Origin of the sequence: Microbacterium sp. SORGH_AS_0421, from assembly GCF_030818635.1 — a bacterium.
In the GTDB taxonomy this organism is placed as follows: Bacteria; Actinomycetota; Actinomycetes; order Actinomycetales; family Microbacteriaceae; genus Microbacterium.
The window spans coordinates 1,307,306-1,332,900 of record NZ_JAUTAO010000001.1 but is presented as its reverse complement, the minus strand read 5'-3'; the positions used below and the strand labels follow the sequence as shown (position 1 = coordinate 1,332,900).

Sequence of the window (25,595 nt, the reverse complement as noted above, 5' to 3'; positions counted from 1 at the left end):
TTTCGACGTTTTGAGGTGAAAGCATCGTCCGTGCCCGGACATGATGATGTTGTGCACACACTTCCGATGGAACGCTCCCGAGCGTACGAATCGCTCGTACGAACGCACGGCGATGCGGTCCTCCGCTTCCTTCGTCGACGAATCGATCCGCAGACCGCGGACGATGTCTTCTCCGAGACGATGCTGATCGTCTGGAGACGGTTCGATGATGTGCCTGAAGAACCCTTGCCATGGCTGTACGTCACCGCTCGCAACTGCCTGCGAAACGCCGAACGCTCCGCGCGGAGGCAGTGGCGGGTGGCGGAGCGGATCATCACTGTCGACCCGCCGACCGACACCGTGGACACCGGCCCGGAGGAGGATCCGCGTGCCGACTGCCTGCGAGCGGCACTGGCCCGCCTGTCGGCCACCGACGCCGAGGTTCTGCGCCTGTGGGCGTGGGAGGAGCTGGCGCCACCCGAGATCGCGACGGTCCTGGACATCACGACCAACGCGGCCACCATCCGCCTGCACAGAGCCAAGAAGAAGCTGCGACAAGAGATGGAAGCACCACGCCGACCAACCGGCACCACCACGAAAGGGGGAGAGCGATGAACGACGATGACCTGAGGGCGCTGATGCGCCAGGCGGACCCGACCACGGGCGACCCGAGCCTGGACGACGCCCGGATCCGGCGCATCGTGGCCGCCGCGGAGCGCGACGACCTCGCCGGCAACACCGCGACCGCCCCCCGCCACCGGCGGCGTCTGTTCGCCGGGGTCTCCCTCGGAGCCGCCGCCACAGCCGGGGCTGCTGCCCTGATCGCCGGCCTCGTCGCCACGCCCGCCATCCAAGCCCCCGGCCCCGGCCCCGACGAGACCCCCGCCGCGTGTCAGGTACCGACCGTGGCGAGCCTTCGAGAATTCGACACCGCCTACGAAGCCACCGCCACAACCGTCACCGGCGAGAACGTCACCCTCACCGTCACACAGGTGTTCGCCGGTTCCCCTGGCACGACGTTGACCGTCGAACAAGTGGAGGAAGGTACGGGCGTGCTGTTCACCGCCGGCCAGACGTACCTCGTCGCCACAACGGACGACTTCATCTCACCCTGCGACAGCGGCCCCGCAACGGACGCGCTGCGACAGCTCTACACCACCGCCTTCGGGACGTCCTCGAACGGCTGATCGCTGCAGGCCGGGGCCCGCGCCCCGGCCTGCGCTTCACAGCTCCCGCGGGATCGCGGCGCGGACCAGAACGTCGACGACGCCCTCGGGTGCTCTGCCCCGCGGCGATCTTTCACGGGCTCGTCCGTGTCGCCGGTGGCATCCCTCATCGCCATCAGCACCGCCGAGAACTCGGCGCGCAACGCCGGCGGACTCGTTCTAGCTCCCCGGCCCCTCCGAGATGTAGTCGTCGGTGGCATCCCTCATCGCCATCAGCACCGCCGAGAACTCGGCGAGGAACGCCGGTGAGTGCGCGGCGAGCATCGCGTCGAGGCGCCGCCCCAGAGGCGCGAAGAACTCGTCGGCAAGCCGCTGGACCTCGGGTGTCGAATGCAGGGTCACGACCCGCCGATCCGCCTGCGTGCGGCTGCGGGTCACATGGCCGACCGCTTCGAGCCGGTTCAGAAGGGTCGAGGTGGCACCGAAGCTGAGTCCGATCTGGTCGCTCAGTCTCGCCGGCGACAGCGGCGTGCCACGCTCTTCGGCCCCGAGGACCTCGATCATCGCCGCAGCGTCCGTGGAGTGCAATCCGGCGTATGCGGCGAAGGCCCGCGCGACCTGCGCATACGTCGCGCCGTAGGCGCGGAGTGCGTCCGTGACCGAGGGCGAAACCGGGTCCGAAGCACGAGCGGCGTCGTCCTCACCCATGAAGCCCTCCCGTCCCGAACCTCCTGCGACCGGACTTGCAGGTTATCACTTCGTCAAGTTATTCTCCCGGAGAACCATTTCACGATAGAACTATTTGAGGAGAGACACGATGCCTCGATCCGAGAGTGCTCGCCGCTGGATCGGCCTGATAGCCGTGGCTCTGGGGGTCGCCCTGATCGTCGTGGACACGACGATCGTCAACGTCATCACCCCCTCGGTGATCGACGACCTGGGCATCGACTCGAGCCAGGCGCAGTGGATCCAGGAGTCGTACGCGATCGTCTTCGCCGCGCTGCTGCTCGTCGTCGGACGCATCTCCGACCTGTGGGGGGCGAAGACGGTGTTCGTCGCCGGCGTCGTCGTCTTCGGTCTCACGAGCTTGCTCGCCGGTCTCGCCCCCACCGGCGAGATCCTCGTCCTCGCCCGTTTCCTGCAGGGCATCGGCGCCGCCGCCGTGCTGCCCACCTCGCTCGCCCTGCTCAACGCGATGTTCGTCGGCGCCGCGCGCGGCAAGGCGTTCGCCGTCTGGGGCTCCACGATCGGCGCCGCCACCGCGCTCGGTCCCGTCCTGGGCGGGTGGCTCTCCGAGCACGCGTCGTGGCGCTGGGCGTTCGGCATCAACATTCCGCTGACGATCGTCATCGTCGTCATCGGGGTGCTGTTCCTCCTTCAGCCCGCCCGCTCGCGTGGCGGTGTCGACGTCATCAGCGCCGCTCTCTCGGTCAGCGGTCTCGGACTGCTCGCGTTCGGGCTCGTCGAGGGTCGTGTCTACGGCTGGATCATGAGCGAGAACGCCTTCGAGGTGTTCGGCTTCCGCTGGGACTCCGGGCTGTCGCCCGCCTTCGTCGCACTCGTCGCCTCAGCGTTCCTCCTTGCCGCCTTCATCTGGAGGCAGGCGCGGCTCAGCCGCCCGGGCAGCCGCCACCAGCCGCTCATGGACACGCGGCTGTTCTCGATCGCGTCATTCCGCAACGGCAACATCGCCACCCTCATCATCGGGCTCGGCGAGTTCGGCATCATCGCGGTGCTTCCCCTCTGGCTGCAGTTCACCCTCGGCTACTCGCCCCTGCAGGCGGGCCTCGCCCTCGCCCCGATCGCGATCGGTAGCTTTGTCGCCAGCGGCATCAGCTTCCCGCTCTCGAACCGCGTCAGCGCGCTGGCCTTCGTGCGACTCGGGCTGGTGCTCGAGGTGCTCGGCCTCGCCGGCCTCGGTCTCGTCGCGGCTGTCACCGACGCATCGTGGCTGCTCATCGCGGTCGTGCTCTTCTTCTACGGCGTGGGCGTCGGCTTCGCCACCGCGCAGGTCACCAACGTCGTCCTCGCCGACGTGCCCGCCGAGGAGGGCGGTCAGAGCTCGGGCATTCAGAGCACGTTCCGCCAGCTCGGCTCGGCGCTCGGGATCGCGGCGCTCACGACCGTCTTCTTCTCGACCTTGGGCGGGGGACTGCAGAACAGGCTCGAGGACAGCGGGTATGCCCCTTCCGACGCGAAAGACTTCGCCGATGCCGTGACCGACAGCGCCGGCGCGGCGATCGAACCGATCGGTCAGGTGCCGGGCCTCGAGAACGTCGCCGACCTGGCACGTCAGGCGATGACGGATGCCGTTGCCTTCGGCGCCTTCCTCGCCGCCGGGTTCTTGGTGGTCGGCGTCATCGCCACCTTCCTGATCCCCTCGCGCCCGGCGGGCGTCGAGGCAGCGCGCGGCGTCGAGCGGCAGGCCGGCGAGCCATCGGCCGCGGCGACAGCCACGACGGAGGTGGCGCGATGACGGCGCGCCGGCGCGTCCTCATCAGCGGCGCGAGCATCGCGGGGCCGGCACTGGCCTTCTGGATGGAGCGCGCGGCGTGGGACGTCACCGTCATCGAGCGCGCGCCCGAACTGCGCGCGGGCGGACAGAACATCGACATCCGCGGCGCCGGTCGCGAGGTGGTGCGCCGCATGGGAGTCGAAGAGGCAATCCGGGCCCGGAACACGCGCGAGGCAGGAACGCGATTCATCGGGGCCCGCGGGCAGACGGTGGCAAGCTTCCCCGCCGGGCGTGACGACACCGGCGGGGCGACGGCCGAGCTCGAGATTCTCCGCGGCGAGTTGTCACGGGTGTTGTTCGAGCTCACCGACGAGCGCGTCAAGTACCGCTTCGGCACCACGATCCGTTCGATCGACGATCACGGTGCCGGCGCACACGTCACGTTCGACGACGGAACCGACGAGCAGTTCGACCTCGTCGTGATCGCCGAGGGTATGCGCTCTCGCACACGCCGATTGGTCTTCCCCGGCATCGATCCGATCGTCTCGAAGAACATGTCGACGGCGTACCTGACCATCCCGCGGGAACCCGACGACACCGACTGGTGGCGGTGGTACACCGCCACGGGCGGACGGAGTATCAGCCTGCGCCCCGACAACCTGGGAACGATCCGCGCCACGCTGTCCTACCCGACCCGCGGCGACGAGCGGGCCGACACAGGCGACGACGACTCCGGTCGTTCGCGAGACGCGCTGCGCAGGCGATTCGCGGATGCCGGGTGGCAAGCGCCTCGCGTGTTGCGCGAGATGGCCCACGCCGAGGAGTTCTATCTCGACAGGGTCGGCCAGGTGCACCTCGACACGTGGCACCGTGGCAGCGTCGCGCTCGTCGGCGACGCCGCCTATTGCGCGTCTCCCCTGAGCGGCATGGGCACGACCCTGTCGCTCGTGGGTGCCTACGTCTTGGCCGGCGAGCTCGACCGCAGCACCGATGTCGAGACGGCCCTTCAGCGCTACGAGGACATCCTCCGTCCGTTCGTCGAGCGTGCACAAGATCTGCCACCCGGCACACCGCGACTGGCAAATCCCCGCTCTCGCGCCGGACGAGCTCTCTTTCACGGGGTGCTGCGAGCGGCCTCATCGCGCGCCGGGCGTCGACTGACCGCGGGTCTGTTCCGCCCTCCCGCCGACACGTTCGCACTGCCCGACTACGGGTGACCCGCGGGCCCGGTGCCGCCGCGCGCGCTGTGACCCGCACCGAGTGAGAGGCCCGCGCGGTTCGTTCCCGCGCGGGCGGCTCTCATCGTCCGGCGCCGCCCGTCGGGCGCGAGGACGCCGCTTCGAGGAGGACGCTCTGCAGCTGCGCGCCGAGGGTCAGGATGCGCGCGTCGTCGAAACGTCGGCCCTGCACGGTGACGCCGACGGGGACATCCTCGGCGAGGCCCGGGATCGTGACCATCGGCGCACCGAGGATCGTTCCGGGTCCGGTGTGCCGGGTGTAGAGCTCGAAGACCGAGATCTCGCGGTCGCGGTGCCGGGTGCTCTCGCCGCCGCCGGACGGCGGGGCCGGTGCCGGTGTGGTGGGGAAGACCAGGGCGTCGACAGCGTCGCGGTCCATCAGGTCCGCCGCGAGTCGGCGCGCGTCGAGCACCAGCGACAGCGCCCGCGCGTACTCGTCGGCCGTCACCGGGCGCGCGGCGATCGCATCGAGGAACGCCGCGACATCGGCCGTCTCGACCCCCGCCCGCAGTGCCGCGAACGCCTCGTCAGGCGTCAGATGCAGAGCCCGAGCGGCCGCCGACGCGAGCTCCCGAGGAGCCTCCCAGCCGACGACGAGCGGTTCGGCGGGGCGGGTGCGCTCGAGCACGTCGGAGATGTCGACCTCCACGACGTCGACGCCCGGTCCCCACGCGTCGAGCGTGCGGTGGAACGCCTGCTCGGTCCGCGCGTCGAGGTCGTCGAGGAACGCGGTCGGGATGCCGAGGCGCGGGCGCTCGAGCGGGGTTGCCGCCGTGCTGCTCGTGACCCAGGAGTCGACGCGCGCCGCCTCCGCGACGGTCGCGGCGAAGACCCCCGGGGTGTCGCGGGTCCACGACAGGCCCACGATCCCCGCCGTGGGCCACCGCCCCGTGCTGGGGCGGAATCCCACGACGCCGCAGTTGCTCGCCGGGATCGAGACCGACCCGCCGGTGTCGGTACCGAGCGCCAGCGGCACGAGCCCCGCGGTGACGGCGGCGGCACTCCCACCCGACGAGCCGCCGGCCGAGAGGTGCTGGGGCCGACGGGACCCGCGCCGGGCCGTAGGCGGCGTTGTCCGAGGTCACCCCGAGGGCGAGCTCGTGCATGTTCGCCATGCCCATCACGACCGCCCCGTGGTGGCGGAGAGCCGCCACCACGGGGGCGTCGGCATCCTCCGCCACTACGTCGAGGACGCGGCATCCGGCCGAGCGACGCAGTCCGCGAACGGCGATGTTGGCCTTGACGGCAAGGGGGAACGCGTCCGAGCTCTCGAGCGATGCGAGGGACTCCTCGTCGGCCCGCTGCGTCCAGATGCCGTGGTCGTCGGACATCGCCGTTCGCGTCGACGTCATGCGGAGATCTCCTCCAGCGAGCGGTTGCGGGTGCGGGGAGCGAGGAGGTTGACCAGCGCGCCGACGATGAGGAAGGCGATGAGCCCCAGCAGCGACCCGAGCAGCGGGAACTGCGAGAAGATGCCCACGAGCAGGAAGACACCGAGCCCGCCGCCGACGTGACCGATGCTGTCGGCCAGGGCGTAGGCGGTCGTCCGGAAACGCGTCGGGAAGCTCTCGGCCGTGAGGGCGTACTGGGCCGGAACCCAGATGTTCTGACCGAAGAACACCACGATGGCTCCGAGGAAGGTCGCCGCGGTCGCCCCGCCGCCGCCCACCACGACCAGCGCGCCGACGACGGTGATGACACCGCCGATGAGCATCCACCACTTGCGCTCGACACGGTCGACCACCGAGCGGGCGACGACTGCCGCCAGGATGAAGCCGGTCAGGCCCACGGCGCTGACGATGCCGGCCTCCGCCGGGGCGTATCCCTGCCGCACGAGCACCGAGGTGAAGGCCCCGGCGAAGGCGTAGAGGGTGATGTAGCCCAGCAGCCACGCCATGCCGATGACGAGCAGACGCCGCAGGTAGACGCGCGAGGTCAGCAGCTCGCGCACGGCCGAGAACGTCCCGCCGACGGTGACCTCGGTCGTGTCGCTGTCACCCTCCGAGGCGGGCAGGAGCGCGTGCCGGCGGGTGGCGAGCTTCTCCATGCGCTCGACGACGACGGCGGCCTCGTCGTCGCGTCCGCGGCTTGCCAGCCAGCGGGGCGACTCGGGCAGCGCGATGCGCAGGACGATCGAGAACGCCGCCAGGATCGCGCCGACCGCGTAGACCCAGCGCCAGCCGGCGGTGAAGGTGTCGGATGCCAGGGCGAAGGGCAGACCCTGCGGCCACGGCGTCAGGGGCGTGGTGAGGAACAGACCCAGCCAGATGCCGAGCGCGGCCCCCAGGGCCGCCATGAAGAACAGCACGCTCGTGTAGCGACCGCGCATGCGCCGCGGGGCGATCTCACTGACGTACACGTTGATGATGGCGAGGTCGGCACCGATTCCGATGCCGGTGATCAGGCGCGAGAGGCTGAAGCTCGTGGCATCCCCCGCGAAGGTCGAGAAGAGCGAGCCGAGTCCCGTGATCACCATGGCGATGATGAGCAGGCGGTGGCGTCCGAAGCGGTCGGACATCGGCCCCAGGATGAGGGCCCCGATGCCGTAGCCGACGAGGCTGAGGAAGATGGGCAGGCCGATGAACTGATCGGCGGTGGCGGGGGTGCAGCCGCCGATGATCTGGGCGCACGTCTGCACGAACGAGACGTTGATGTTGAAGACGTCGTACTGGACGAAGAGCATGCCCAGGCCGATGGTGAGGACGGAGATCGCGCTCAATCCCCACCGGGGGAAGCGATCGAGTCGGGACAGGGGCGAGACCCCCGTGCGCAATGTGGACATTTCTCTCCCGGAATGCTGGAACGGTTGCGTGCGACCCAGCATTCTCGACGCGTCAGCGCGCCGGCATCGTCATTAATGACGAGGGGCGCGGGCCGCCATCGCGAGCGAGGTGCGGTTCTGGGTCCCGGTCTTGGCGAACGCCTGGGCAAGGTGGGTGCGCAGGGTCGGCAGCGAGATGCTCAGCCGGTCGCAGATCGCCCGGTCGGTCAGTCCCTCGCCCACCAGCGTCGCGATCTCCCTCTGCCGCGGCGTGAGGGCGGAGGCCGCGAGCGGCTCCGTGCTCCACAGTCGGTGCATGAGGTCGCCGATCGCCTGGAGCTTGCGGACGTCGTCGGGGGTGAAGGCGCCGCGCCGCTGCGAGCGCCACACTCGCAGGTCGATCGATCCGACCACGGGGTGCGGAGCGAAGTAGTTCATGCCGTGGAACATGCCGGAGCGGAAGAGGAAGTCGCGGACGAACTCGTCACGGGTGTCCCGCTGCGGGCTGATGGCCGATGCCCCGCGGACCTCGAGGAACCGAGGGGTCATCGTGTCGATGTGCCGGAAGCGCGTGTCGTAGGCACGCAGGTGCTCGTCGTCGAACTGCACCCCCACGGGGTCGGCGTACGGACCGGCCGGCGTCCATCGGTACGACACGAACGTGTCTCCCGCGACGGCCCTCAGCAGCTGGCGCCCCAGCCGCCGGCGGCGCTCGGGCAGAGGGGCGTCGGCGGTGAGGGTCTCCATGATCTTCCACGACACGTGGCTCACGGCATCCTCCTGTCGCGCAACGTCGCGCCGACCTTACGGGCGTCGTCGACCGCCCGTGTTTCGCGGATGTGAAATCTGTTCGGCGACGATACCGCGTCGGTCGGCGTGCCGCGCGGCGCTCCGCCGCCGTCATCTGTGCTATCTTTTAGGTACTAACTCCCCTACAGATAGGAACATCATGGCAAAGGTCGTCGTCTTCGGCTCCACCGGCTACGCGGGAAGCAACATCGCCGCGGAACTCACCCACCGCGGCCACGAGGTCGTCGGGGTCTCCCGCTCGGGCGGAGAGACGGCCGAGGGCGTGGCATCCGTCGCCGGCTCGATCTTCGACGAGGCGTTCGTGCGCGAGGCCACGGCCAACGCGCAGCACATCGTCGTCGCCCTGCCCGCGACCGCGCGCCAGGAGGGCGAGCCGAACCTGATCGTCGCCCTGCCCGCCGTCGTCTCCGCCGCTCTGTCGGCGGGAGCGCGCCTCGGCGTCGTGGGCGGCGCCGGTTCGCTCGCCGTCGCCGAAGGCGGCCCGCGCCTGGTCGACACCGACGAATTCCCCGCCGCCTTCGTGCCCGAGGCACGCGCTCACGGCGAGATCCTCGACGCGCTGCGCGGCAGCGACACCGCCCTCGATTGGTTCTACCTGAGCCCTGCCGCCACCTTCGGCTCGTGGAACCCCGGCCAGCGCACCGGCACCTTCCGCCTGGGCGGCGACGTGCTGCTGACGGATGCCGAGGGCACCTCCGCGATCTCGGGCGCCGACTACGCCATCGCCTTCGTCGACGAGATCGAGCAGCACGCTCACCCCCGCGCGCGCTTCTCTGTGGCTTACTGAATCCCGACCGATCGAGAGGACGCCCATGGACGAGGTACTCGGCTTCGACCCGTACAACCCCGACTGCCCCAGCCGGCAGCTGGTGGACCGGATCGGCGACCGCTGGACGATTCTCGTCATCGGCGTCCTCTCGGACGGACCCGCGCGCCATGGCGATCTCGCACGACGAGTCGCCGGCATCTCCCCCAAGATGCTCTCCCAGACCTTGAAGGGTCTCGAACGCGACGGTCTGCTCACCCGCACCGTCCAACCCACGAGCCCGCCCCACGCGATCTACGAGCTCACCGAACGCGGCGCGAGCCTCGGCCCCCTGCTGCTCGCGGTCGAGAACTGGGCACGCGCCCACATGCAAGACGTGCTCGACGCGCGTCACGCGTTCGACGAAGCCGCCCCCCGATGACAGGACACCCCATGCACGACCTCCTCTACGTCTTCGACGCCTACTGCGGCTGGTGCTACGGCATGGCGCCGGCCCTGCACGAGCTGGCCGCCGATGACGACATCCGCATCACCGTGGTCCACGGCGCTCTGTTCTCGGGCGCGAACTCCGCCCCGATCGGGCGCTTCGGGCACATCCCCGACGCGAACGCCCGCATCGCCGAGCTGACCGGGGTCGCCTTCGGCCCCGACTACGAGCGCCTCCTGAGCGAGGGCCGCACGCTGCTGGACTCGGATGCCGCGGCCCGCGGTCTCGCCGCCCTGCGCGCGAGCGCGGGCGATGACCGCGCGCTCGAGATGGCGGGCGCCATGCAGACGGCGTTCTACCGTGACGGACGCAGTCTCTCGGATGCCGAGACCTACGCCGCCATCGCGGCCGACCACGGACTCGACGCCGACGCCGTGCGGCAGCAGCTCGACGACGACGTGATCGCCGGCCAGGCCCGACGGGACCAGGACTGGCTCGCCGATCTCGGCGTCCACAGCTACCCGATGCTGCTGCTGCGGCGCAGTGACGAGCTCGTGCAGATCGGGAGCCCGACCGCCTCGGCCGCCCAACTGCGGGCGCAGATCACCGCTGCGGCGCGGGTCGTGACGGCACCGCGGGAGGCCACCGCGGGGCTCGCGTGCAGCCCGGACGGGTGCGCCGACTGAACGCACGCCGCGCGAAGGCATGACCCCGGTCGTCGCGGGTTCCAGCACGGCCGGCTCCGCATCCTCGCGGGGGTGGGACTCAGAGCAGTCCTGCCCCCGCGAGGATCGACGTGTGCTTCAGGTCGGAGGCCACGACCGTCATCCCCGCCGTGATGCCGGGGTGGGTGTGCTGTGTGATGCTGCGGACGAGGCTTTGCGTCACCGCGTCGTCGCCCACCTCGGTCAGGGTGTCGTTGATGATCACGGCGTCGGGGTCGAAGACGTTGGCGACGCTGCCGACGGCGCGACCGATCTGCCAGCCGATATCGGCGAACAGACGCCGCACGGCAGGGTCGCCCTGCGCCGACGCGGTCGACAGTTCCTCGTACGCCTCCGCGTTCATGTCGACCCCGCGCGCCTGGAGGAACAGCCGGAGCTGATTCGCCGTCTCGGCGGCGAGGCAACCGCGTTGCCCGCAGGGACAGATCACGCCGTCGGCGTGAACGCTGACGTGACTGATCTCACCGGCGAAGCCGCGCGCGCCCTCGAACACGCGACCCTCGACGACGATGCCGGAGCCGATCCCTTCGTGACCGATCCCGAGGACGATGAAGTTCTTCCTCCCGCGCCCCGCCCCGAGGCGGAGTTCCGCGAGGGTCGCCAGCGTCGCCCCGTTGGCGATGGTGACGGGGAGCCCGAGCGCCGAGGAGAACTCGTCGACGGTCGCACCGTCGGTCCAGCTCGGCATGAGCGCGCGCGCACCGGCCGGATCGACGAGCTGACGCTCGTAGTCCACCATCGTCGGAAGCCCGAGAACCGCGCGCGCCGGGTGGCGCCCCTCGTCGCGATCGAGTGAACGTGCGAGCGCGGCGAGGGTGCCCGCCGTATGCGAACGACCCCGGGCGATATCGGCATTCGCTTCGGCGACGGACAGGATCGCTCCCGCGGAGTCGACCAGCGCAACCCGGAGTCTGTCGGGGGAGATGTCGGCGGCGAGCGTGACCTCTTGTCGCACCGGGAGGCGCAACACCCGCGCGGGGCGACCCACCCCGCGGTCGGGTCCGCGGTCGGCGTCGGCTTCGTCGACGAGCCCGGCCTGCTTCATGTCGTCGACGATGCCGCCGAGCGCACGACGGGAGAGCCCCGTCACCTCCGCCAATACGGTCCGACTCGCCTCGCCGCTCTGACGCAGGTGTTCCAGGATGCGCGCGCGGACGTACTGCTGGAACGCCGAGACGGCGGACTGATCGGAAGACACCTCAGCACTCTACTCGGGCGAAGCAATTAATGTCATCATCTGCGCAAAATTATGTACGCCGTTGTCCGCGAGGCGCTCGAAGTTTCGGGACATGACGGGGTTTATGCCCCCAGTGCCCCCGTATGTTTCCGGGATGTTGAGGACCTATTACGTTTCATGCGGTCCTTAATTACCTGAAGCGGTGGTCTGTTTAGATCCTCTCAGTTCCCAAATTCGCAAAGGACTGTTGTGATCTCTCTCCCCACCCAGGGCCGGCCGGGCGTCGATGACCCCGTGCTGGCGCGCATACGCTCCCTCGACACCGCGCCCACCGGCTTCGGCGCGGTCGCGACGGTCGATGAGCAGTGGAAGACGCGCGCGTCGGCGGCCCCGACGCCGGGGCTGGAGGCGTTGACCGTCCTGGTGAAGGACAGCATCGACGTGGCAGGCCTGCCGACCACCGCGGGGTCCCGCGCACTCGCCGAGTCCGTTCCGGACCAGGATGCCGACATCATCGCGAACCTCCGTCGCGCCGGTGCCGGCATCGTCGGCAAGACCAACCTGCAGGAGCTCTGCGGATGGGTCACCTTCGCCGCCCCGGGAGGGTACAGCGCGCGGGGAGGGTCGCCCCGCAACCCCCGCGGGCACCGCTTCCCGACGGGCGGATCGAGCTCGGGATCCGCCGCGGCCGCGGCCGCCGGCCTCGTGGACGCCGCGATCGGCACCGACACCGGCGGGTCGATCCTCGTCCCGGCGGCGAACTGCGGTGTCTACGGTCTGCGTCCCACCGTCGGGCTGCTGTCGCGGCGCGGAGCGCTGCCGATCACCCTCGCGCAGGACACCCCGGGTCCGCTGGCGCTGCGGGTCGCCCACCTCGCGGCCGCGCTCGGCGGGATGCGCCCCGACGATCACCGCCGGTACCACGACGCTCTCCGCGTCGACCGGCTCGCCGGCGCGCGCATCGCCCTCTGCCTGGCCGGCCCCGAGGCGGACGCGCAGACCGCGTGGGCCGACGCGGTCGCGACCCTGCTGACCGCGGGGGTCGACCTGCGGCCGGCCACCACGGCGATCCCCGTCGACGGGCCCAGCGACCTCCTCGTACCCGCGTTCGACTTCCGCGACTCGGTCGGTGAGTACTTCGACGCCCTCCCCGCCGGTTCCCCCGTCCGCGATTTCGACACGCTCTACGCGCACTACCGCGACGCGACTACCGACGAGCAGCCCTACGGCATCGACAACATCGAGGCCTCCGCGCGGGTGGACCTGCGCGCCGACCGCGCCTTGCGCAACCGACTCCGCGCCGACGAGTACGACGCGGCACAGCGCGTGCTCGAGCATCTGCGCGAGATCGACGGCGTCGACGCCGTGCTGTTCCCTGGTCCGCTCGCGACATTCCTCGCCAGCAAATCCGGCCACCCCGCCGTCGCGCTGCCCGCCGGCACGCTCCCCGGCGGCCGACCGTTCGCCCTCAGCCTGCTCGCCACCCGCCCCGACGACGAGCAGTACCTGCTCGATCTCGCCGCCTCGTGGGAGCACCTGAACGGCCCCACTCCGTCCGCCTGCCCCTGATCCACCTCACCTCGACGCGTTCGCGCACCACCCACCCGAAGGAGCTCCTCCCATGCCACGCCCCCTCCGCGTGACGGCGGCCATCGCCCTCTCGCTCTCCGTCACCGCCGCCCTCGCGGGCTGCGCCGGGTCGTCATCCGCCTCGTCGACTGACGAACTCGACATCGCCACGACCGTCAGCGCCGTCAGCTTCGACCCGTACCTGGCCGACTCCGGTCCCTCGATCTGGATCCTGCAGCCCGCCTACGAGACGCTCATCACGAAGAACGTCGACGGCACCTACACCCCCGGCCTCGCCTCGGCCTACGAGTACCTCTCCCCCACCAGCTTCCAGCTCACCGTGCGCGACGGCGTGACCTTCTCCGACGGCACCGCCCTGGACGCGGCCGGTGTGGTGGCCAACCTCGAGCGCGTCAAGACCGTCTCGGGTCCCGCAATCGGCAACGCGGCGGCGATCGACACGATCACCGCGACGGATGCCAAGACCGTCCTGATCACGCTGTCGGCGCCCTTCCCCGCGATGGAGGATCTGCTGTCGCACAACGTAGGGATGATGGTCAGCCCGGCCGACCTGAGCAGCCCGGATCTCGCCACCGAGCCGGCGGGCACGGGCCCGTACGTCCTCGACACCGACGCCACCGTGTCGGGCGACCACTGGCGCTTCGTCCGCAACGCGAACTACTGGGGCGATGCCTCGGCCTTCTCGTACGACGCCCTGGAGTACAAGTACTTCACCGACCCGTCGTCGACGCTGAACGCGGTGCGCGCCGGCACGATGGACATCGCCCTCGGCAACACCACGACGGCCGCGGCCGCGAAGTCGGCGGGGCTGCAGATCGTCACGCAGTCCACCGACACGTGGGGACTGGTCCTCGGCGACCGCGCCGGCACCAACCAGCCCGCGCTCGGCGACGTCCGCGTGCGGCAGGCCCTGAACTACGCGATCGACCGCGACGCCATCACGAAGGCGGTCGTCGGCGAGTACGGCAGCCCCGCGCACCAATACTTCGGAACCCAGACCACCGGCAACGTCCCCGCTCTCGACGACGCCTACCCGTACGACCCCGAGAAGGCGAAGGAGTTGCTCGCCGACGCCGGGTACGCGAACGGATTCACGTTCGCCGTCACCTCGGTTCCCGGCATCCACGACGCCATGGTGCAGGCCATCCAGGGGTATCTCGCCGAGGTCGGGGTGACGATGACCATCGACCAGGACGGCGACTTCTTCGCCAACGTCCAGGCCGCGAAGGACCCCGCCTACGCCCTGACGTACACGCAGGGCGACATGTACACCACGCTGGCCCCGATCGTCACCCCGACGGGCGTGCTCAACCCCTACAAGTCGTCGGACGAGCGGATCAACAGCCTGTACGCCCAAGCAGCCGCGTCGAGCGACCCCGCCGAGCAGACGTCGCTGTACCAGCAGATCGCGCAGATCGTCTCGGACGACGCGTGGTTCCTGCCGGTGTACTACGCCGACGTGATCGTCTACGCCTCGAAGAACGTCCAGGTGAAGCTGTGGCCCGGCGAGGGCTACCCCTGGATCTACGCCTGGTCGCCGATCTCCTGATGTCCGCGGTCGGGGGCGGGGCCGCGAGCCCCGCCCCCGACTCCCACCCTCGCGTTCCTCCTCCGGAAGGAGAATCCCGTGCTCTCGGTCATCGGACGCCGTCTCGCGATCGCCGTCCCCCTCGTGCTCCTCGTCTCACTGCTGACGTTCCTGCTCGTCCCGCTGATCCCCGGCGACCCCGCCGCGACGATCCTGGGCAACACCGCGACCCCCGCACAGCTCGCATCGCTGCGCGACGCGCTGGGCCTGGACCGTCCGCTTCTCGAGCGCTACCTCGACTGGCTCACCGCGGCGCTGCGAGGCGACTTCGGCACCAGCTTCTACGACCACTCCCCCGTGCTGGACACCATCGCCGCCCGCATCCCGGTCACGCTGAGCCTCACGCTCGCCGCGACCCTGCTGTCGCTGATCGTCGGCGTGGGGCTGGGGGTGCTCGCCGCGGTCCGTGGCGGCATCGTCGACCGCGCCGTGCAGCTGGTGTCGGTCATCGGCATGGCGCTGCCCAACTTCTGGCTCGCCCTCGTCCTCGTGCTCTGCCTGGCGATCTGGGTGCCGATCTTCCTTCCCTCGGGCTACATCCCGTTCGAGGAGGACCCCAACGGCTGGTTGCGCAGTCTGACGCTGCCGACGATCGCGCTCGGGCTCGCCTCGGCGACCGCGATCGCCCTGCAGACCCGCGCCAGCCTCACCGATCTCGCACGGCGCGACTTCGTCCGCATCCTGCGCGCGAAAGGCGTGTCGCGCACGTCGATCATCACGAAGCACCTGCTGCGCAACGCCTCGGGCCCCATCCTGACGGTGACCGGCCTGCAGTTCGTCGGCATGCTGGGCAGCGCGGTCGTGATCGAGCAGGTGTTCGCGCTCCCCGGGCTCGGCAGCCTCATCTTCGCCTCCGTGTCGAAGCTCGACGTTCCTCTCATGCAGGGGGTCGTGGTCGTCATGACCCTGCTCGTGGTCGCCGTGAACCTCCTCACCGACCTCGTCTCCGCCTGGCTCAACCCGAAACTGAGGTGACCATGTCCACCGCCCTCTCCCCCGCGCCCGCGGTCCCCACCGTCCGGACCCGCCGCGCCCGCCCGCGAATCTCGGTTCCGCTCGTGCTGGCGCTCGTCTGGATCGCGATCGTCGTGATCGGCGCGATCGCCGCGCCGCTGCTCACCCCCTACGACCCGGTCAAGCAGGACCTGGCGAACACGCTCGCCCTGCCGACCGCCTCGCATCCGCTCGGAACCGACGGCCTGGGGCGCGACATCCTCAGCCGCCTGCTCCACGGCGGCCAGGTGAGCCTGCTCGGCGCTCTGCTCGCCCTCGTCGTCGCCTTCGTCATCGGCGTGCCCGCGGGACTCACGGCGGGCTACTTCCGCGGGGGCCGCTGGGATGCCATTTCGGCACGCATCATCGACCTGCTGCAGAGCGTGCCGGTCATCGTCATCCTGCTCACGATCCTCGCCGTGACCGGGAAGAACGTGTACACGGCCATGGCGGTGTTCGGCCTGATCGTCTCGCCGGTGTTCTTCCGACTCGCCCGCGACGGCGCCGCTGCCACGAGCGCGGAGCTGTACGTCGACGCGGCGAAGGTATACGGACTGCGCTCGCCCCGGATCATCGCCCGCCACGTGCTGCCGAACGTCCGCAACCCCCTGATCGTCCAAGCCACGATCGTGTTGAGCCTCGCACTGCTCACGCAGGCGGGTCTCAGCTACCTCGGGCTCGCGAGCCCTCCCCCCGCGCCGAGCTGGGGCGGATCCGTGGCCGACGCGAACACCTACATCAACCAGCAGCCGTGGATGCTCGTCCCCTCCGGTCTCGTCCTGGTGCTGACCATCCTCGCGTTCACCGTCGTCGGCGACGCGGTGCGGGATGCCATTCCCGGCAACGCCGGCACCGGGCGCGGCGTGATGGTCGCGCGGACCCCTCTTCCCGCCGAGGCGACCCCGGTGGACCAGCGGGGCGCGATGCTGTCCGTCCTCGGGCTCTCCGCCGCCGCCGGCGCGACGCCCCTGCTCACCGACGTGTCGTTCCAACTCCGGCGCGGCGAGATCCTCGCCCTGGTCGGCGAGTCCGGCTCCGGCAAGACGATGACCGCCATGTCGATCATCGGTCTGCTGCCGACCGGCGTCGAGGCGACCGCGGGGCGCATCGTGCTCGACGGCGACGACCTGCTCACCCTCCCCGAGAGCGAGCTGCGCCACGTCCGCGGCCGTCGCATCGCGTACATCGGCCAGGAGCCGATGGTGAGCCTGGACCCGGCGTTCTCCGTCGCGCACCAGATCGACGAGTCGCTGCGGCTGCACCGCAATCTCGACCGCCGTGCCCGCCGGGACGAGGTGCGCCGGCTCCTCGCGCAGGTGAAGATTGCCGACGTCGAGCGCGTCGCACGCTCGTTCCCGCACGAGCTCTCGGGCGGGATGGCGCAGCGCGTGTGCATCGCGATGGCCCTGGCCGCCGAGCCCGAGCTGCTCATCGCCGACGAGCCGACCACGGCGCTGGACGTCACCGTCCAGGCCGACATCCTCGAGCTGCTGCGCGAGCTGTGCCGGGAGCGGACGATGGCGATGATCATCGTCACGCACGACTTCGGGGTCGTCGCCGACGTCGCGGACCGCGCGATCGTGATGCTGCACGGGCGGATCATCGAGAACGCCGCCGTCGAGGAGCTCTTCGATCACCCGAGCCACGAATACACCGCAGGTCTGCTCGCGGCGAACCCCGCGATGCGCGGCGACGAACACGCCGTCTGGTATGCCGATGAGGAGGCGAGCACCCGATGATGACCACCACGACACCCGCGCCCGCGACCGACGGGACGCTGCGCGTAAGCGACCTGCGCGTCACCTACCGCAAGCGCGGTCTGTTCACCCCGGCGTACACCGCGATCGACGGCGTCTCGTTCGAGCTGAAGCCCGGACGCACGCTCGGCCTCGTCGGCGAATCCGGCTCCGGCAAGAGCACCATCGGACGAGCGATCCTGGGCCTCACCCGCGTGGCCGGGGGACACATCTCCTACGACGGGCGCGACATCACGCACCTGCCGCTCGCCCGTCGACGCGAGGTGAGCACGCAGATCCAGGTCGTCTTCCAGGACCCCTACAGCTCGCTGAACCCCTCCCTGACGGTGGGCGACATCCTCACCGAACCGCTGCTGGCGCTTCGCCGGATGACGCGGGCCGAGGCGGACGGCATCGTCCGCGGCCTCCTCGACCGCGTCTCCCTGCCCGGAAACGCCGTCGACCGCTACCCGCGGGAGTTCTCGGGCGGACAACGACAGCGCATCGCGATCGCCCGCGCTCTCGCCGTGTCGCCGCGACTCGTCGTCTGCGATGAGCCCACGAGCGCGCTGGATCTCACCACGCAGGCGCAGGTGCTCGACCTCATGGCAGAACTGCAGCGCGACCTCGGGGTCAGCTACCTCTTCATCTCGCACGACCTCGCCGTCGTGCGCCAGGTCTCGCACGAGGTCGCCGTGCTCAACAAGGGCCGGATCGTGGAGTTCGGCCCCACCCGCACCGTGACCGAGACGCCGGCCGACGACTACACGCGTCTGCTGCTCGCCGCAGCTCCCGTCCCCGACCCTCGCCTGCAGCAGGAGAGGCGCCTCGCCCGCCGCGCCCTGCTGGCCGGCGCCTGACCGTCCCCGAAGGAGCCCCCATGGCCCAGATCACTCTCGCCGCCGTGCAGTCCGAGCCGGTGTGGTTCGACCTCGACGGCACGACCGACAAGACCGTCGCCCTGATCGCCGAGGCGGCCGCCCACGGCGCGCGTGTCATCGCGTTTCCCGAGACCTGGCTGCCGGGCTACCCCAGCTTCATGTGGTTCGGCGACGAGGACTACCGCGCGCCGTTCCGACAGCGCTACCTCGAGAACTCGCTCGTGGCGGGCAGCGCGCAGCATCGGCGGATCGAGGCGGCGGCGCGAGAGGGGCGCATCACCGTCGTCCTCGGTCTGAGCGAACGCGTGGGCGACGAGCTCTACATGGCGCAATACGTCATCAGCGACGACGGCATCACCACCATGAAGCGGCGGAAGCTGAAGCCGTCCGCGGTCGAGTGGGACATCTTCGCCTCCGGATCCGGTGCCGATCTCGAGGTCGTCGACAGCTCCATCGGCCGCATCGGTGCCCTCAACTGCTCCGAGAACCGCCGTCCGCTCCTCCGACACGCCCTGTTGTCGCAGAACGAGCAACTCCATGTGGCCTCGTGGCCCCACTTCGGGCTCTATCCCGGGTTCGTCCCGATGAGCGCGGAGGCGAGCATGGCCGCGAGCTCGCAGTACGCCGCCGAGGGCGGTGTCGTGACCCTCGCCCCGACCATCGTGGCCGGCGACGCCTACCTCGAGCTGCTCGAGCTCCCGGAGGGCGAGAGCGATCGCATTCTCAGCGGGGGCGGTTCCACGCGCATCTTCGGACCTTTCGGCGAGAGCATCGCCGAACCACTCGCCCCCGAGGTCGACGGCATCCTGTACGCCACCGTGGACGAGTCCCTTCTCCGTCGCGACCAGGAGTACGACGCGGACCCGACCTCCATCGTCAAACCGTGGTGAGCGCCCTCGCGGGGGGAGAGGATGCCGCCCGGCCCGGCCGTTCGCCGATCGCGAGCTTCGCCTTCCCCGCGTTCCGCGCCTACGCGGCGAGTGCTCAGCTCGCGTTCATCGGCTCGTGGATGCTGGGCACGTCGCAGAGTCTGCTCGTGCTCGACCTCAGCGGCGGCAGCGGTGCGGTGCTCGGCATCACCGCGGCCATCCAGTTCGTCCCGCTCCTGGTCCTCGGCCCCGTGATCGGCGTGCTCGCCGACCGGTGGGGACCGCGTCGCCTCCTCATCGCCGGGGAGAGCACGATGGCCCTGGTCGGGATCGCGCAGGCGACGTCGCTCCTGCTGGGGGTCATGACCCTCCCCCTCGCCCTCGTCCTGGCCGCGGTGTACGGCCTCGGCTCCGCGCTCGAGAGCGCGATGCGCCCCACGGTGATCACCGAGATCGTGCCGGCCCGCGTCCTCTCGAACGCCGTCGGTCTGAACACCCTGTTCTTCCAGCTCGGCCGGCTGATCGGTCCGAGCGCGGCGGGATTCCTCATCGCGGGGTTCGGGAACGGCCCGTCGTTCGTCGTCGGCGCCACCGCCCTCGGCGTCTTCGCCCTCGTGCTGACCCGGCTGCCCCGCCGGCGCGACGGCCAGCCCGACGGCGACGAGGCCGTTCCCGCGGGGATGGGGCACGCGGTGCGCTTCGTCCTCGCCGAACCGCGCCTGCGCCTCGTCTTCGCGCTCACCGCCGTCGCGGGGCTCATCTCCCCCAACATCCTGTCGATCGCGACGCTGGCCGCAACGCAGGACTTCTCCGCGGGAGCGACCGGCGTCGGGCTGCTCGGGTCGGCACTCGCGGTCGGCACCATCGCGGGGGCTGCCCTGACGGCGGTGCTCGGTCGGGTCACTCCCCGCTCGATCGCCGCGGCCGCCATCGGTGTCTGCCTGCTCACCGCGGCCACCGGTGCGCTGCCGACCTTCCCCCTGTACGCGGTCGGCCTCGTCCCGGCGGGAATCGCCTCCATGCTGCTGATGGCGCAGGGCGCGGCCTACGTGCAGATGGTCACGCCGCACGCGCTGCGCGGCCGCGTCAATGCGCTGTTCGCGATGGTGACTCTCTGCGGCATACCCCTCGGCTCTCCCGTCCTCGGTCTCCTTGCGGATGCCGTCGGCGCGCGATCCGCCTCGGTCATCGCCGGAGGGTCCGTCGCCGTCGCCCTCGGCGTCGTCCTCTTCGCGCTGCGCGGCGGGTTGCGACGCGCGTGACGGCGGCGGCGGGTGAGCCGACGATGCTCAGCGGGCGGCATCCTCCCCGTCCGACGACTCGACGGCGAACGCCCGCACGGCATCCTCCAGCACCGCGAAGAACCACCGACGGCCCGCCGTCGAGTGCAGGGCGGCCTGGGTGAACAGCCGCACATCGAAGCTCTCGACCAGCTCGCCCAGCGGACGTGCCCGCAGGGGCCACCGCCGCGCGAACATCGCCGCGACGCGTCGCGGCACGATCGCCGCATCGCCCGAGCGCACCAGCGTCTCGGGGAGGGTCGAGAAGTGGTGCGCGCGCAGCACCGCGCGCGGCGTGATCCCGGTCTCGTCGAGTGCCCGGCCGACGCGGTCGTGCCCCGACGACGAGTCGATCAGGGCCAGGCGCAGCGTCGCCAGCTCGGCGGGCTCGACCGGCACGCCGACGAGATCGTCGGGCCAGGTCGCCACGCAGACGTAGGTCTCGGTGAACAGGTCGGTCGTCACGGTACGGCCGGTGGGCGCGGCGCTGCTGACGGCGGCGTCGACCTCTCCGCTGAGGATCCAGCGGTCCACCGCGTCGACGTCGATGGGCACGACGTCGAGACTCACGCCGGGAGCCTCGGTCGACATGCGCTCCATGAGGGGCGGCAGGTAGGCGTACTCGCCCATGTCGGTCAGCGCCACGCGGAATCGGGAGCGGGCCGTGAGCGGGTCGAACTCCCGCCCCGCGACGACGTCGTCGATCGCATCGATCGACGACCGGGCGACGGTGTAGAGCTGCTCCGCCCGCGCGGTCGGCGTCATCCCCCGGGCCGAGCGGACGAAGAGGGGGTCGCCGAGCTCCCCGCGCAGCCGGCCCAGCGCGTAGCTGACCGAGGGTTGTGTGACGTTGAGCGCTCCGGCCGCCCGTGTGAGGCTGCGGCGCTCATAAATCGCCACGAAGGTGCGCAGCAGATCGAGATCGATGGATGCCATGTGCTCGCCCTTCCGGTGCAGCTCTATAGAGAGATTCTATGGTCGGCATCCGAACCTTCGTCTGGACCTCTCGGCGTTCGGCGTCTTGAATCGACAACGGCGCACGAACACGCGCGAAGGGAAGAGTGCAATGACGCAGACATGGTCGCCGCGGCGCGTCGCGATCCTCGGGGCATCCGGTCTCACCGGTGCGGGCCTCGCCCATCAGCTCTCACTCAGCGACGACTACGACGAGATCCTGCTGTTCGATCTCAAAGAGAACGTGCTGCAGGCGCACGCGATCGACATGCGTGAAGCGCAGATCGTCGCGGGACGCACGCGGGCCCGGCTCGTCGTCGTGCCGCTCGACCGCGCGGCCGAGCAGGAGCCCGTCGACCTCGTGGTGTTCGCCGCCTCGCTTCCCGAGACGCCGGACGGGACCCGGGAAGCGTTCCTGCAGGGCAACCTCGGGGTGCTCGACGCGGTGCGTCCCGCCATCGAGGCGCTCGCGGGCGAGACGGGCCTCGTCATGATCGTCACCAACCCCGCCGACGTGCTGGCCACCTGCCTCGCGCACACCAGCGGCATCCACCCCGCGCGGATCTTCGGCTACTGCCTCAACGACAGCGCCCGCTTCATCGCCGCGATCTCGCGGGAGCTGGAGGTGGACCCGGGTCGCCTCGACGCCCTCGTGATCGGCGAGCACGGCGACGGTCAGGTGCTCGTGTGGAGCGGTGTCACCCTCGACGGCGCTCCGCTCGTCCTCGACGCCGCGCAGCGCGCGCGGATCGACGCCGACGCCCGCGGCTGGTTCCGGCGCTGGTCCGACCTGCGGCCCGGCCGCAGCTCCGGCTGGACGACGCCGGTGGGCTCCGCCCGCACGATTGCGCAGCTCGCCGCCGGCGAGCCGGTACCGGTCGCGGTGTGGCGACGCGACGGCGATGGCAACGACTCCCACACGACGCTGCTCGCGGTCGTGCGCGACGACACCGTCGCGCCCACCCCGCTGGACTACCTCGACGACGCCGAACGCGCCGCCGTCGACGAGGCCTCCGCGGCCCTCGCCGACAAGGCCCTGCGCGCCGCCGCACTCACGCACTGACACACCGAAAGGGGACTGACCGATGACGTTCTTCGACCCGCAGACCTGGGATGGCCGCTACTTCGACGGATCGTGGGTGAGCACGCCCGACACCGCCGCGGTGATCTCGCCCTCGACCGGCGAGACGATCGGCCGGGTGGCCGCGGCCACCGCCGCCGACCTCGACCGCACGGTGGACGCCGCGCGCCGCGCGCAGACCGCGTGGGCCGCCGCCCCCGCCGAGGAGCGCGCCGCCGCCATGCGCCGCGCCGCGGCGATCATCGAGGAGAACACCGAGACCCTCGCCCGCTGGCTCAGCGACGAGGCCGGTTCCGCCCAGGGCAAGGCCCACTTCGAGGCCAGCCTCGTCGCGAACGAGTTCCACCTCGCCGCGGCCACCGCGATGATGCCGTACGGCCAGCTGCTGCGCTCGGCGCGCGGCCGCGCCTCAGCCTCAGCCGTCGCCGCCCCGTCGGAGTGGTCGGCGTGATCTCGCCGTTCAACTTCCCCGGCATCCTGTCGGCGCGCTCGATCGCCCCGGCTCTCGCCCTCGGCAACGCCGTCGTGCTCAAGCCCGACCCGCGCACGAGCGTCAGCGGCGGCCTGTTCTTCGCCGCCGTGCTCGAGGCCGCCGGTGTTCCCGCCGGGGTGTTCTCGGTGCTGCCGGGCGGCGTCGAAGTGGGATCGGCGCTCGTCGATCACCCCGCGGTGCCGATCATCTCGTTCACCGGGTCGACCGAGGCGGGTCGCATCATCGGTGCCCGCGCGGGACAGCTGCTCAAGCGCGCGCACCTCGAGCTCGGTGGCAACAACGCCCTCGTCGTGCTCGGTGACGTCGACGTCGCCGCCGCGGCATCCGCCGGCGCGTGGGGATCGTTCCTGCACCAGGGCCAGATCTGCATGACCACCGGGCGCCACCTCGTGCACGACAGCATCTACGACGAGTACGTCGAGGCCCTGAGCGCCAAGGCGTCCGCCCTGCCCGCGGGCGACCCCTCCACGGGTGTGCCGCTCGGACCGATCATCGACGAGCGCCAGCGCGACAAGATCGCCGCGATCGTGAGCGAGACGGTCGACGCCGGCGCCCGGGTCACCGCGGGCGGCGGGTATGACCGCCTGTTCTTCGAGGCCACCGTCCTCGCCGACGTCACCGCGGAGCACGCCGCGTTCCAGAAGGAGATCTTCGGCCCCGTCGCCCCGGTGACGCGCTTCGGCTCGGTCGACGAGCTCGTCGAGCTCGTCAACGCTAGCGACTACGGCCTCTCCCTCGGCATCCTGGCCAAAGACGCGTTCCGCGCCTACGAGCTGGCCGATCGCCTGCCCAGCGGCATCCTGCACATCAACGACCAGACCGTCGACGACGAGTCGCAGGCTCCGTTCGGCGGCGTCGGCGCCTCGGGCACGGGCGCACGGTTCGGCGGGCACGAGGCGAACATCGAGGCGTTCACCGAGACGCAGTGGGTCACGATGCAGGCCGACATCGCGACCTACCCGTTCTGATCTCGCGGAGGAATCCCCCCAATGTCCACTCCCGACGTCGCCCAGGCGTTCTACGAGGTGCTGCGCGCGCGCGGCGTGACCCGGATCTTCGGCAACCCCGGCTCCAACGAGCTGACCATGCTGAAGCACCTGCCCGACGACATCGACTACGTCCTCGCCCTCCAGGAGGGCGCGGCGGTGGCGATGGCCGACGGCTACGCGCAGGCGTCAGGGTCGCTGGGTGTGGTCAACCTGCACTCCTCGTCGGGCACGGGCAACGCGATGGGCAACCTCACCAACAGCGCCGCCGCGCACGCTCCCGTGCTCGTGCTCGCGGGGCAGCAGAGCCGCCGCTACGTGCCGCTGAACGCGATGCTGACGAACGTGGATGCCACGCGCCTGGCGGATCCGCTCGTGAAGTTCTCGGCCGAGCCGCTGCGGCCGGAAGACGTGCCCGCGGCGGTGTCGCAGGCGGCGCTGCTGGCGCTGTCGGCTCCGACCGGACCCACCTACGTCTCGGTCCCGCTCGACGACTGGGCGCGATCCGCCGACGAGCGCGTCGCCGCCGGACTCGCGTCGCGGTCGGTGGCGGCGGCCCCGGTGCTCGCCGAGGCGCACCTCGACGAGATCGCGGCCCAGCTCGACGCCGCGTCGTCACCGGTGCTGGTACTCGGACCGGGCGTGGACACGGATGCCGGATGGGCGGCCACGCGCGCACTCAGCGAGCGCCGCGGCCTGCCGGTGTGGGTCGCGCCGAGTCCGTCTCGCGCGCCGTTCTCGACGCGGCATCCGCACTTCCGCGGCATCCTGCCCACTGGGCTCGGGGCGGTGGCCGACGTGCTCGCCGACCACGACCTCGTCGTGACCCTCGGCGCCGCGGTGTTCCGGTACCACCAGTTCGTGGAGGGGGCTCCCCTCGCCTCCGGCACGCGGCTGGTCGGCGTCACCTCCGACCCCGGCGAGGCGGCTCGTGCCGCGGCGGGCGCGATCTTCGTCGGCGACCCCGTCGATGCCGCGGCGCGACTGGCATCCCGCGTCCGACAGGGCGGATCGCCCGCGGGCGCCGCCTTCGCCCCGGATGCCGCTCCCCCGGCGACGGACGGACGGTTCTCGGCGCCGGCGATCCTCGACGCGGTCGATCGCGCGAAGCCCGACGACGCCGTGATCGTGCTCGAGTGGACCTCGGCGGATGCCCTGTGGGCGCGCCTGACGTTCGATCGCGCGCAGTCGTACTACTTCCCCGCGAACGGCGGTCTCGGCTGGGGCCTGCCCGCCGCGATCGGCGTGCAGCTCGCCGACCCCGGCCGCCCGGTGATCGCGCTCATCGGCGACGGGGCGATGCAGTACACCCCGGCGGCCCTGTGGACGGCGGCGCGCTATGGCATCCCCGTCACCTTCGTGATCGCGCAGAACCAGGAGTACGGGGCGCTCCAGCGCTTCTCGCGCATCATGGACGTCCCCGACGGCGGGTACCTCGACATCGACGGCCTCGACCCGTGCGCGATCGCGCGCGGCTACGGCATCGACGCCCATCATCTCGACGACCTCGACCAGCTCGAGGACTTCGTCGCCGCGGCCTCGGCCGCTCCCGGCCCACGGCTCGCCGTGGTCCCGCAACTGTCCCAACGCTGAATCCCTGCCTACCCGCTGCGACGGTCACGTCGCGGCGTCGACAACGA

General features: G+C 70.9%; 23 protein-coding genes and 2 pseudogenes. 18 read left to right on the top strand and 7 right to left on the bottom strand.

The features are described 5' to 3' along the window. The first annotated feature begins 30 nt into the window (after window positions 1–30). Both QE416_RS06330 and QE416_RS06325 read left to right on the top strand, forming a co-directional pair. Complete coding sequence (locus tag QE416_RS06330) at window positions 31–594, top strand: RNA polymerase sigma factor (protein ID WP_307314479.1); 564 nt, start codon at window positions 31–33, stop codon at window positions 592–594. Further along, entirely contained in the window at window positions 591–1,166 is a 576-nt protein-coding gene (locus QE416_RS06325; RefSeq protein ID WP_307314476.1) for a hypothetical protein, read from the top strand. The genes QE416_RS06330 and QE416_RS06325 overlap by 4 nt, the downstream gene beginning before the upstream one ends. Before the next feature lie 198 nt (window positions 1,167–1,364). Here QE416_RS06325 and QE416_RS06320 read toward each other — a convergent pair whose 3' ends face one another. After that, window positions 1,365–1,853 carry a MarR family winged helix-turn-helix transcriptional regulator gene (locus tag QE416_RS06320; protein ID WP_307314472.1) on the bottom strand — a complete coding sequence of 163 codons (489 nt, stop codon included), beginning with the start codon at window positions 1,851–1,853 and terminating at the stop codon, window positions 1,365–1,367. 109 nt (window positions 1,854–1,962) lie between these two features. Between QE416_RS06320 and QE416_RS06315 the strand changes: the two genes are divergently transcribed. Continuing rightward, window positions 1,963–3,621 (top strand): DHA2 family efflux MFS transporter permease subunit, encoded by a 1,659-nt coding sequence (locus QE416_RS06315; protein WP_307314471.1) that lies wholly within the window; start codon window positions 1,963–1,965, stop codon window positions 3,619–3,621. Then, complete coding sequence (locus tag QE416_RS06310; protein WP_307314468.1) at window positions 3,618–4,817, top strand: FAD-dependent oxidoreductase; 1,200 nt, start codon at window positions 3,618–3,620, stop codon at window positions 4,815–4,817. The genes QE416_RS06315 and QE416_RS06310 overlap by 4 nt, the downstream gene beginning before the upstream one ends. Before the next feature lie 82 nt (window positions 4,818–4,899). On the opposite strand, the pseudogene QE416_RS06305 reads toward QE416_RS06310, so the two are convergent. The 4 genes and pseudogenes from QE416_RS06305 to QE416_RS06295 form a co-directional block, all read right to left on the bottom strand. Continuing rightward, window positions 4,900–5,859: pseudogene (locus QE416_RS06305) on the bottom strand (amidase family protein); the annotation flags it as partial. Between the two features lie 31 nt (window positions 5,860–5,890). Beyond that, window positions 5,891–6,169 (bottom strand): annotated as a pseudogene (locus tag QE416_RS16475) (amidase family protein); the annotation flags it as partial. A 17-nt stretch (window positions 6,170–6,186) separates the two neighbouring features. Next, complete coding sequence (locus QE416_RS06300; RefSeq protein WP_307314466.1) at window positions 6,187–7,620, bottom strand: MFS transporter; 1,434 nt, start codon at window positions 7,618–7,620, stop codon at window positions 6,187–6,189. Window positions 7,621–7,692: 72 nt separating this feature from the next. After that, a complete protein-coding gene (locus QE416_RS06295; RefSeq protein ID WP_307314464.1) occupies window positions 7,693–8,370 on the bottom strand; it encodes a LuxR C-terminal-related transcriptional regulator in 678 nt (225 codons plus the stop codon). Between the two features lie 178 nt (window positions 8,371–8,548). Here QE416_RS06295 and QE416_RS06290 point away from each other — a divergent pair, with 178 nt between their 5' ends. From QE416_RS06290 to QE416_RS06280, 3 genes are read left to right on the top strand one after another with little or no spacing between them, the layout of a single operon-like run. Next, a complete protein-coding gene (locus tag QE416_RS06290) occupies window positions 8,549–9,196 on the top strand; it encodes an NAD(P)-dependent oxidoreductase (protein WP_307314462.1) in 648 nt (215 codons plus the stop codon). Window positions 9,197–9,221: 25 nt separating this feature from the next. Further along, entirely contained in the window at window positions 9,222–9,596 is a 375-nt protein-coding gene (locus QE416_RS06285; protein ID WP_210110489.1) for a helix-turn-helix domain-containing protein, read from the top strand. 11 nt (window positions 9,597–9,607) lie between these two features. Beyond that, on the top strand, window positions 9,608–10,288 hold the full coding sequence (locus tag QE416_RS06280; RefSeq protein WP_307314459.1) for a DsbA family protein: 681 nt from the start codon (window positions 9,608–9,610) through the stop codon (window positions 10,286–10,288). A gap of 79 nt (window positions 10,289–10,367) precedes the next feature. On the opposite strand, the gene QE416_RS06275 is transcribed toward QE416_RS06280, so the two are convergent. Next, window positions 10,368–11,525, bottom strand: a complete 1,158-nt coding sequence (locus QE416_RS06275; RefSeq protein ID WP_307314458.1) for an ROK family transcriptional regulator — start codon at window positions 11,523–11,525, stop codon at window positions 10,368–10,370. A gap of 228 nt (window positions 11,526–11,753) precedes the next feature. Here QE416_RS06275 and QE416_RS06270 point away from each other — a divergent pair, with 228 nt between their 5' ends. The 7 genes from QE416_RS06270 to QE416_RS06240 all read left to right on the top strand — a co-directional run bounded on the left by QE416_RS06270 (window position 11,754) and on the right by QE416_RS06240 (window position 20,423). Beyond that, a complete protein-coding gene (locus tag QE416_RS06270) occupies window positions 11,754–13,073 on the top strand; it encodes an amidase family protein (protein WP_307314457.1) in 1,320 nt (439 codons plus the stop codon). A gap of 52 nt (window positions 13,074–13,125) precedes the next feature. Further along, window positions 13,126–14,643 carry an ABC transporter substrate-binding protein gene (locus QE416_RS06265; RefSeq protein ID WP_307314455.1) on the top strand — a complete coding sequence of 506 codons (1,518 nt, stop codon included), beginning with the start codon at window positions 13,126–13,128 and terminating at the stop codon, window positions 14,641–14,643. A 78-nt stretch (window positions 14,644–14,721) separates the two neighbouring features. Beyond that, window positions 14,722–15,657, top strand: a complete 936-nt coding sequence (locus QE416_RS06260) for an ABC transporter permease (protein WP_307314452.1) — start codon at window positions 14,722–14,724, stop codon at window positions 15,655–15,657. 2 nt (window positions 15,658–15,659) lie between these two features. Next, window positions 15,660–17,414 (top strand): dipeptide/oligopeptide/nickel ABC transporter permease/ATP-binding protein, encoded by a 1,755-nt coding sequence (locus QE416_RS06255; protein ID WP_307314450.1) that lies wholly within the window; start codon window positions 15,660–15,662, stop codon window positions 17,412–17,414. Continuing rightward, on the top strand, window positions 17,414–18,271 hold the full coding sequence (locus QE416_RS06250) for an ATP-binding cassette domain-containing protein (protein WP_210072772.1): 858 nt from the start codon (window positions 17,414–17,416) through the stop codon (window positions 18,269–18,271). Before QE416_RS06255 ends, QE416_RS06250 begins: the two co-directional genes overlap by 1 nt. A gap of 20 nt (window positions 18,272–18,291) precedes the next feature. Further along, window positions 18,292–19,182, top strand: a complete 891-nt coding sequence (locus QE416_RS06245; RefSeq protein WP_307314448.1) for a carbon-nitrogen hydrolase family protein — start codon at window positions 18,292–18,294, stop codon at window positions 19,180–19,182. Continuing rightward, window positions 19,176–20,423: an MFS transporter gene (locus tag QE416_RS06240; protein ID WP_307314446.1), complete on the top strand. Its 1,248-nt coding sequence runs from the start codon at window positions 19,176–19,178 to the stop codon at window positions 20,421–20,423. Before QE416_RS06245 ends, QE416_RS06240 begins: the two co-directional genes overlap by 7 nt. A 27-nt stretch (window positions 20,424–20,450) precedes the next feature. Here QE416_RS06240 and QE416_RS06235 read toward each other — a convergent pair whose 3' ends face one another. Continuing rightward, complete coding sequence (locus QE416_RS06235; protein WP_307314443.1) at window positions 20,451–21,377, bottom strand: LysR substrate-binding domain-containing protein; 927 nt, start codon at window positions 21,375–21,377, stop codon at window positions 20,451–20,453. A gap of 130 nt (window positions 21,378–21,507) precedes the next feature. Here QE416_RS06235 and QE416_RS06230 point away from each other — a divergent pair, with 130 nt between their 5' ends. The 4 genes from QE416_RS06230 to mdlC are packed head-to-tail and all read left to right on the top strand — an operon-like array spanning window position 21,508 to window position 25,548. Beyond that, the gene (locus QE416_RS06230; protein ID WP_307314441.1) at window positions 21,508–22,458 is read left to right on the top strand and encodes a hypothetical protein; all 951 of its coding nucleotides are present in this window, start codon (window positions 21,508–21,510) and stop codon (window positions 22,456–22,458) included. 22 nt (window positions 22,459–22,480) lie between these two features. Continuing rightward, a complete protein-coding gene (locus QE416_RS06225; RefSeq protein ID WP_307314439.1) occupies window positions 22,481–22,927 on the top strand; it encodes an aldehyde dehydrogenase family protein in 447 nt (148 codons plus the stop codon). After that, entirely contained in the window at window positions 22,924–23,937 is a 1,014-nt protein-coding gene (locus QE416_RS06220; RefSeq protein WP_307314437.1) for an aldehyde dehydrogenase family protein, read from the top strand. Before QE416_RS06225 ends, QE416_RS06220 begins: the two co-directional genes overlap by 4 nt. Window positions 23,938–23,958: 21 nt before the next feature. Then, window positions 23,959–25,548, top strand: coding sequence for a benzoylformate decarboxylase (mdlC, locus tag QE416_RS06215; RefSeq protein WP_307314435.1), 1,590 nt, complete (start codon window positions 23,959–23,961; stop codon window positions 25,546–25,548). Window positions 25,549–25,595 lie beyond the last annotated feature (47 nt).

Coding starts and splice junctions, on each gene's coding strand:
- QE416_RS06325 (WP_307314476.1), top strand. CDS start 591: ATGAACGACGATGACCTGAGGGCGCTGATGCGCCAGGCGGACCCGACC.
- QE416_RS06320 (WP_307314472.1), bottom strand. CDS start 1,853: ATGGGTGAGGACGACGCCGCTCGTGCTTCGGACCCGGTTTCGCCCTCG.
- QE416_RS06315 (WP_307314471.1), top strand. CDS start 1,963: ATGCCTCGATCCGAGAGTGCTCGCCGCTGGATCGGCCTGATAGCCGTG.
- QE416_RS06310 (WP_307314468.1), top strand. CDS start 3,618: ATGACGGCGCGCCGGCGCGTCCTCATCAGCGGCGCGAGCATCGCGGGG.
- QE416_RS06300 (WP_307314466.1), bottom strand. CDS start 7,620: ATGTCCACATTGCGCACGGGGGTCTCGCCCCTGTCCCGACTCGATCGC.
- QE416_RS06290 (WP_307314462.1), top strand. CDS start 8,549: ATGGCAAAGGTCGTCGTCTTCGGCTCCACCGGCTACGCGGGAAGCAAC.
- QE416_RS06285 (WP_210110489.1), top strand. CDS start 9,222: ATGGACGAGGTACTCGGCTTCGACCCGTACAACCCCGACTGCCCCAGC.
- QE416_RS06280 (WP_307314459.1), top strand. CDS start 9,608: ATGCACGACCTCCTCTACGTCTTCGACGCCTACTGCGGCTGGTGCTAC.
- QE416_RS06265 (WP_307314455.1), top strand. CDS start 13,126: ATGCCACGCCCCCTCCGCGTGACGGCGGCCATCGCCCTCTCGCTCTCC.
- QE416_RS06255 (WP_307314450.1), top strand. CDS start 15,660: ATGTCCACCGCCCTCTCCCCCGCGCCCGCGGTCCCCACCGTCCGGACC.
- QE416_RS06250 (WP_210072772.1), top strand. CDS start 17,414: ATGACCACCACGACACCCGCGCCCGCGACCGACGGGACGCTGCGCGTA.
- QE416_RS06245 (WP_307314448.1), top strand. CDS start 18,292: ATGGCCCAGATCACTCTCGCCGCCGTGCAGTCCGAGCCGGTGTGGTTC.
- QE416_RS06235 (WP_307314443.1), bottom strand. CDS start 21,377: ATGGCATCCATCGATCTCGATCTGCTGCGCACCTTCGTGGCGATTTAT.
- QE416_RS06230 (WP_307314441.1), top strand. CDS start 21,508: ATGACGCAGACATGGTCGCCGCGGCGCGTCGCGATCCTCGGGGCATCC.
- QE416_RS06225 (WP_307314439.1), top strand. CDS start 22,481: ATGACGTTCTTCGACCCGCAGACCTGGGATGGCCGCTACTTCGACGGA.
- mdlC (WP_307314435.1), top strand. CDS start 23,959: ATGTCCACTCCCGACGTCGCCCAGGCGTTCTACGAGGTGCTGCGCGCG.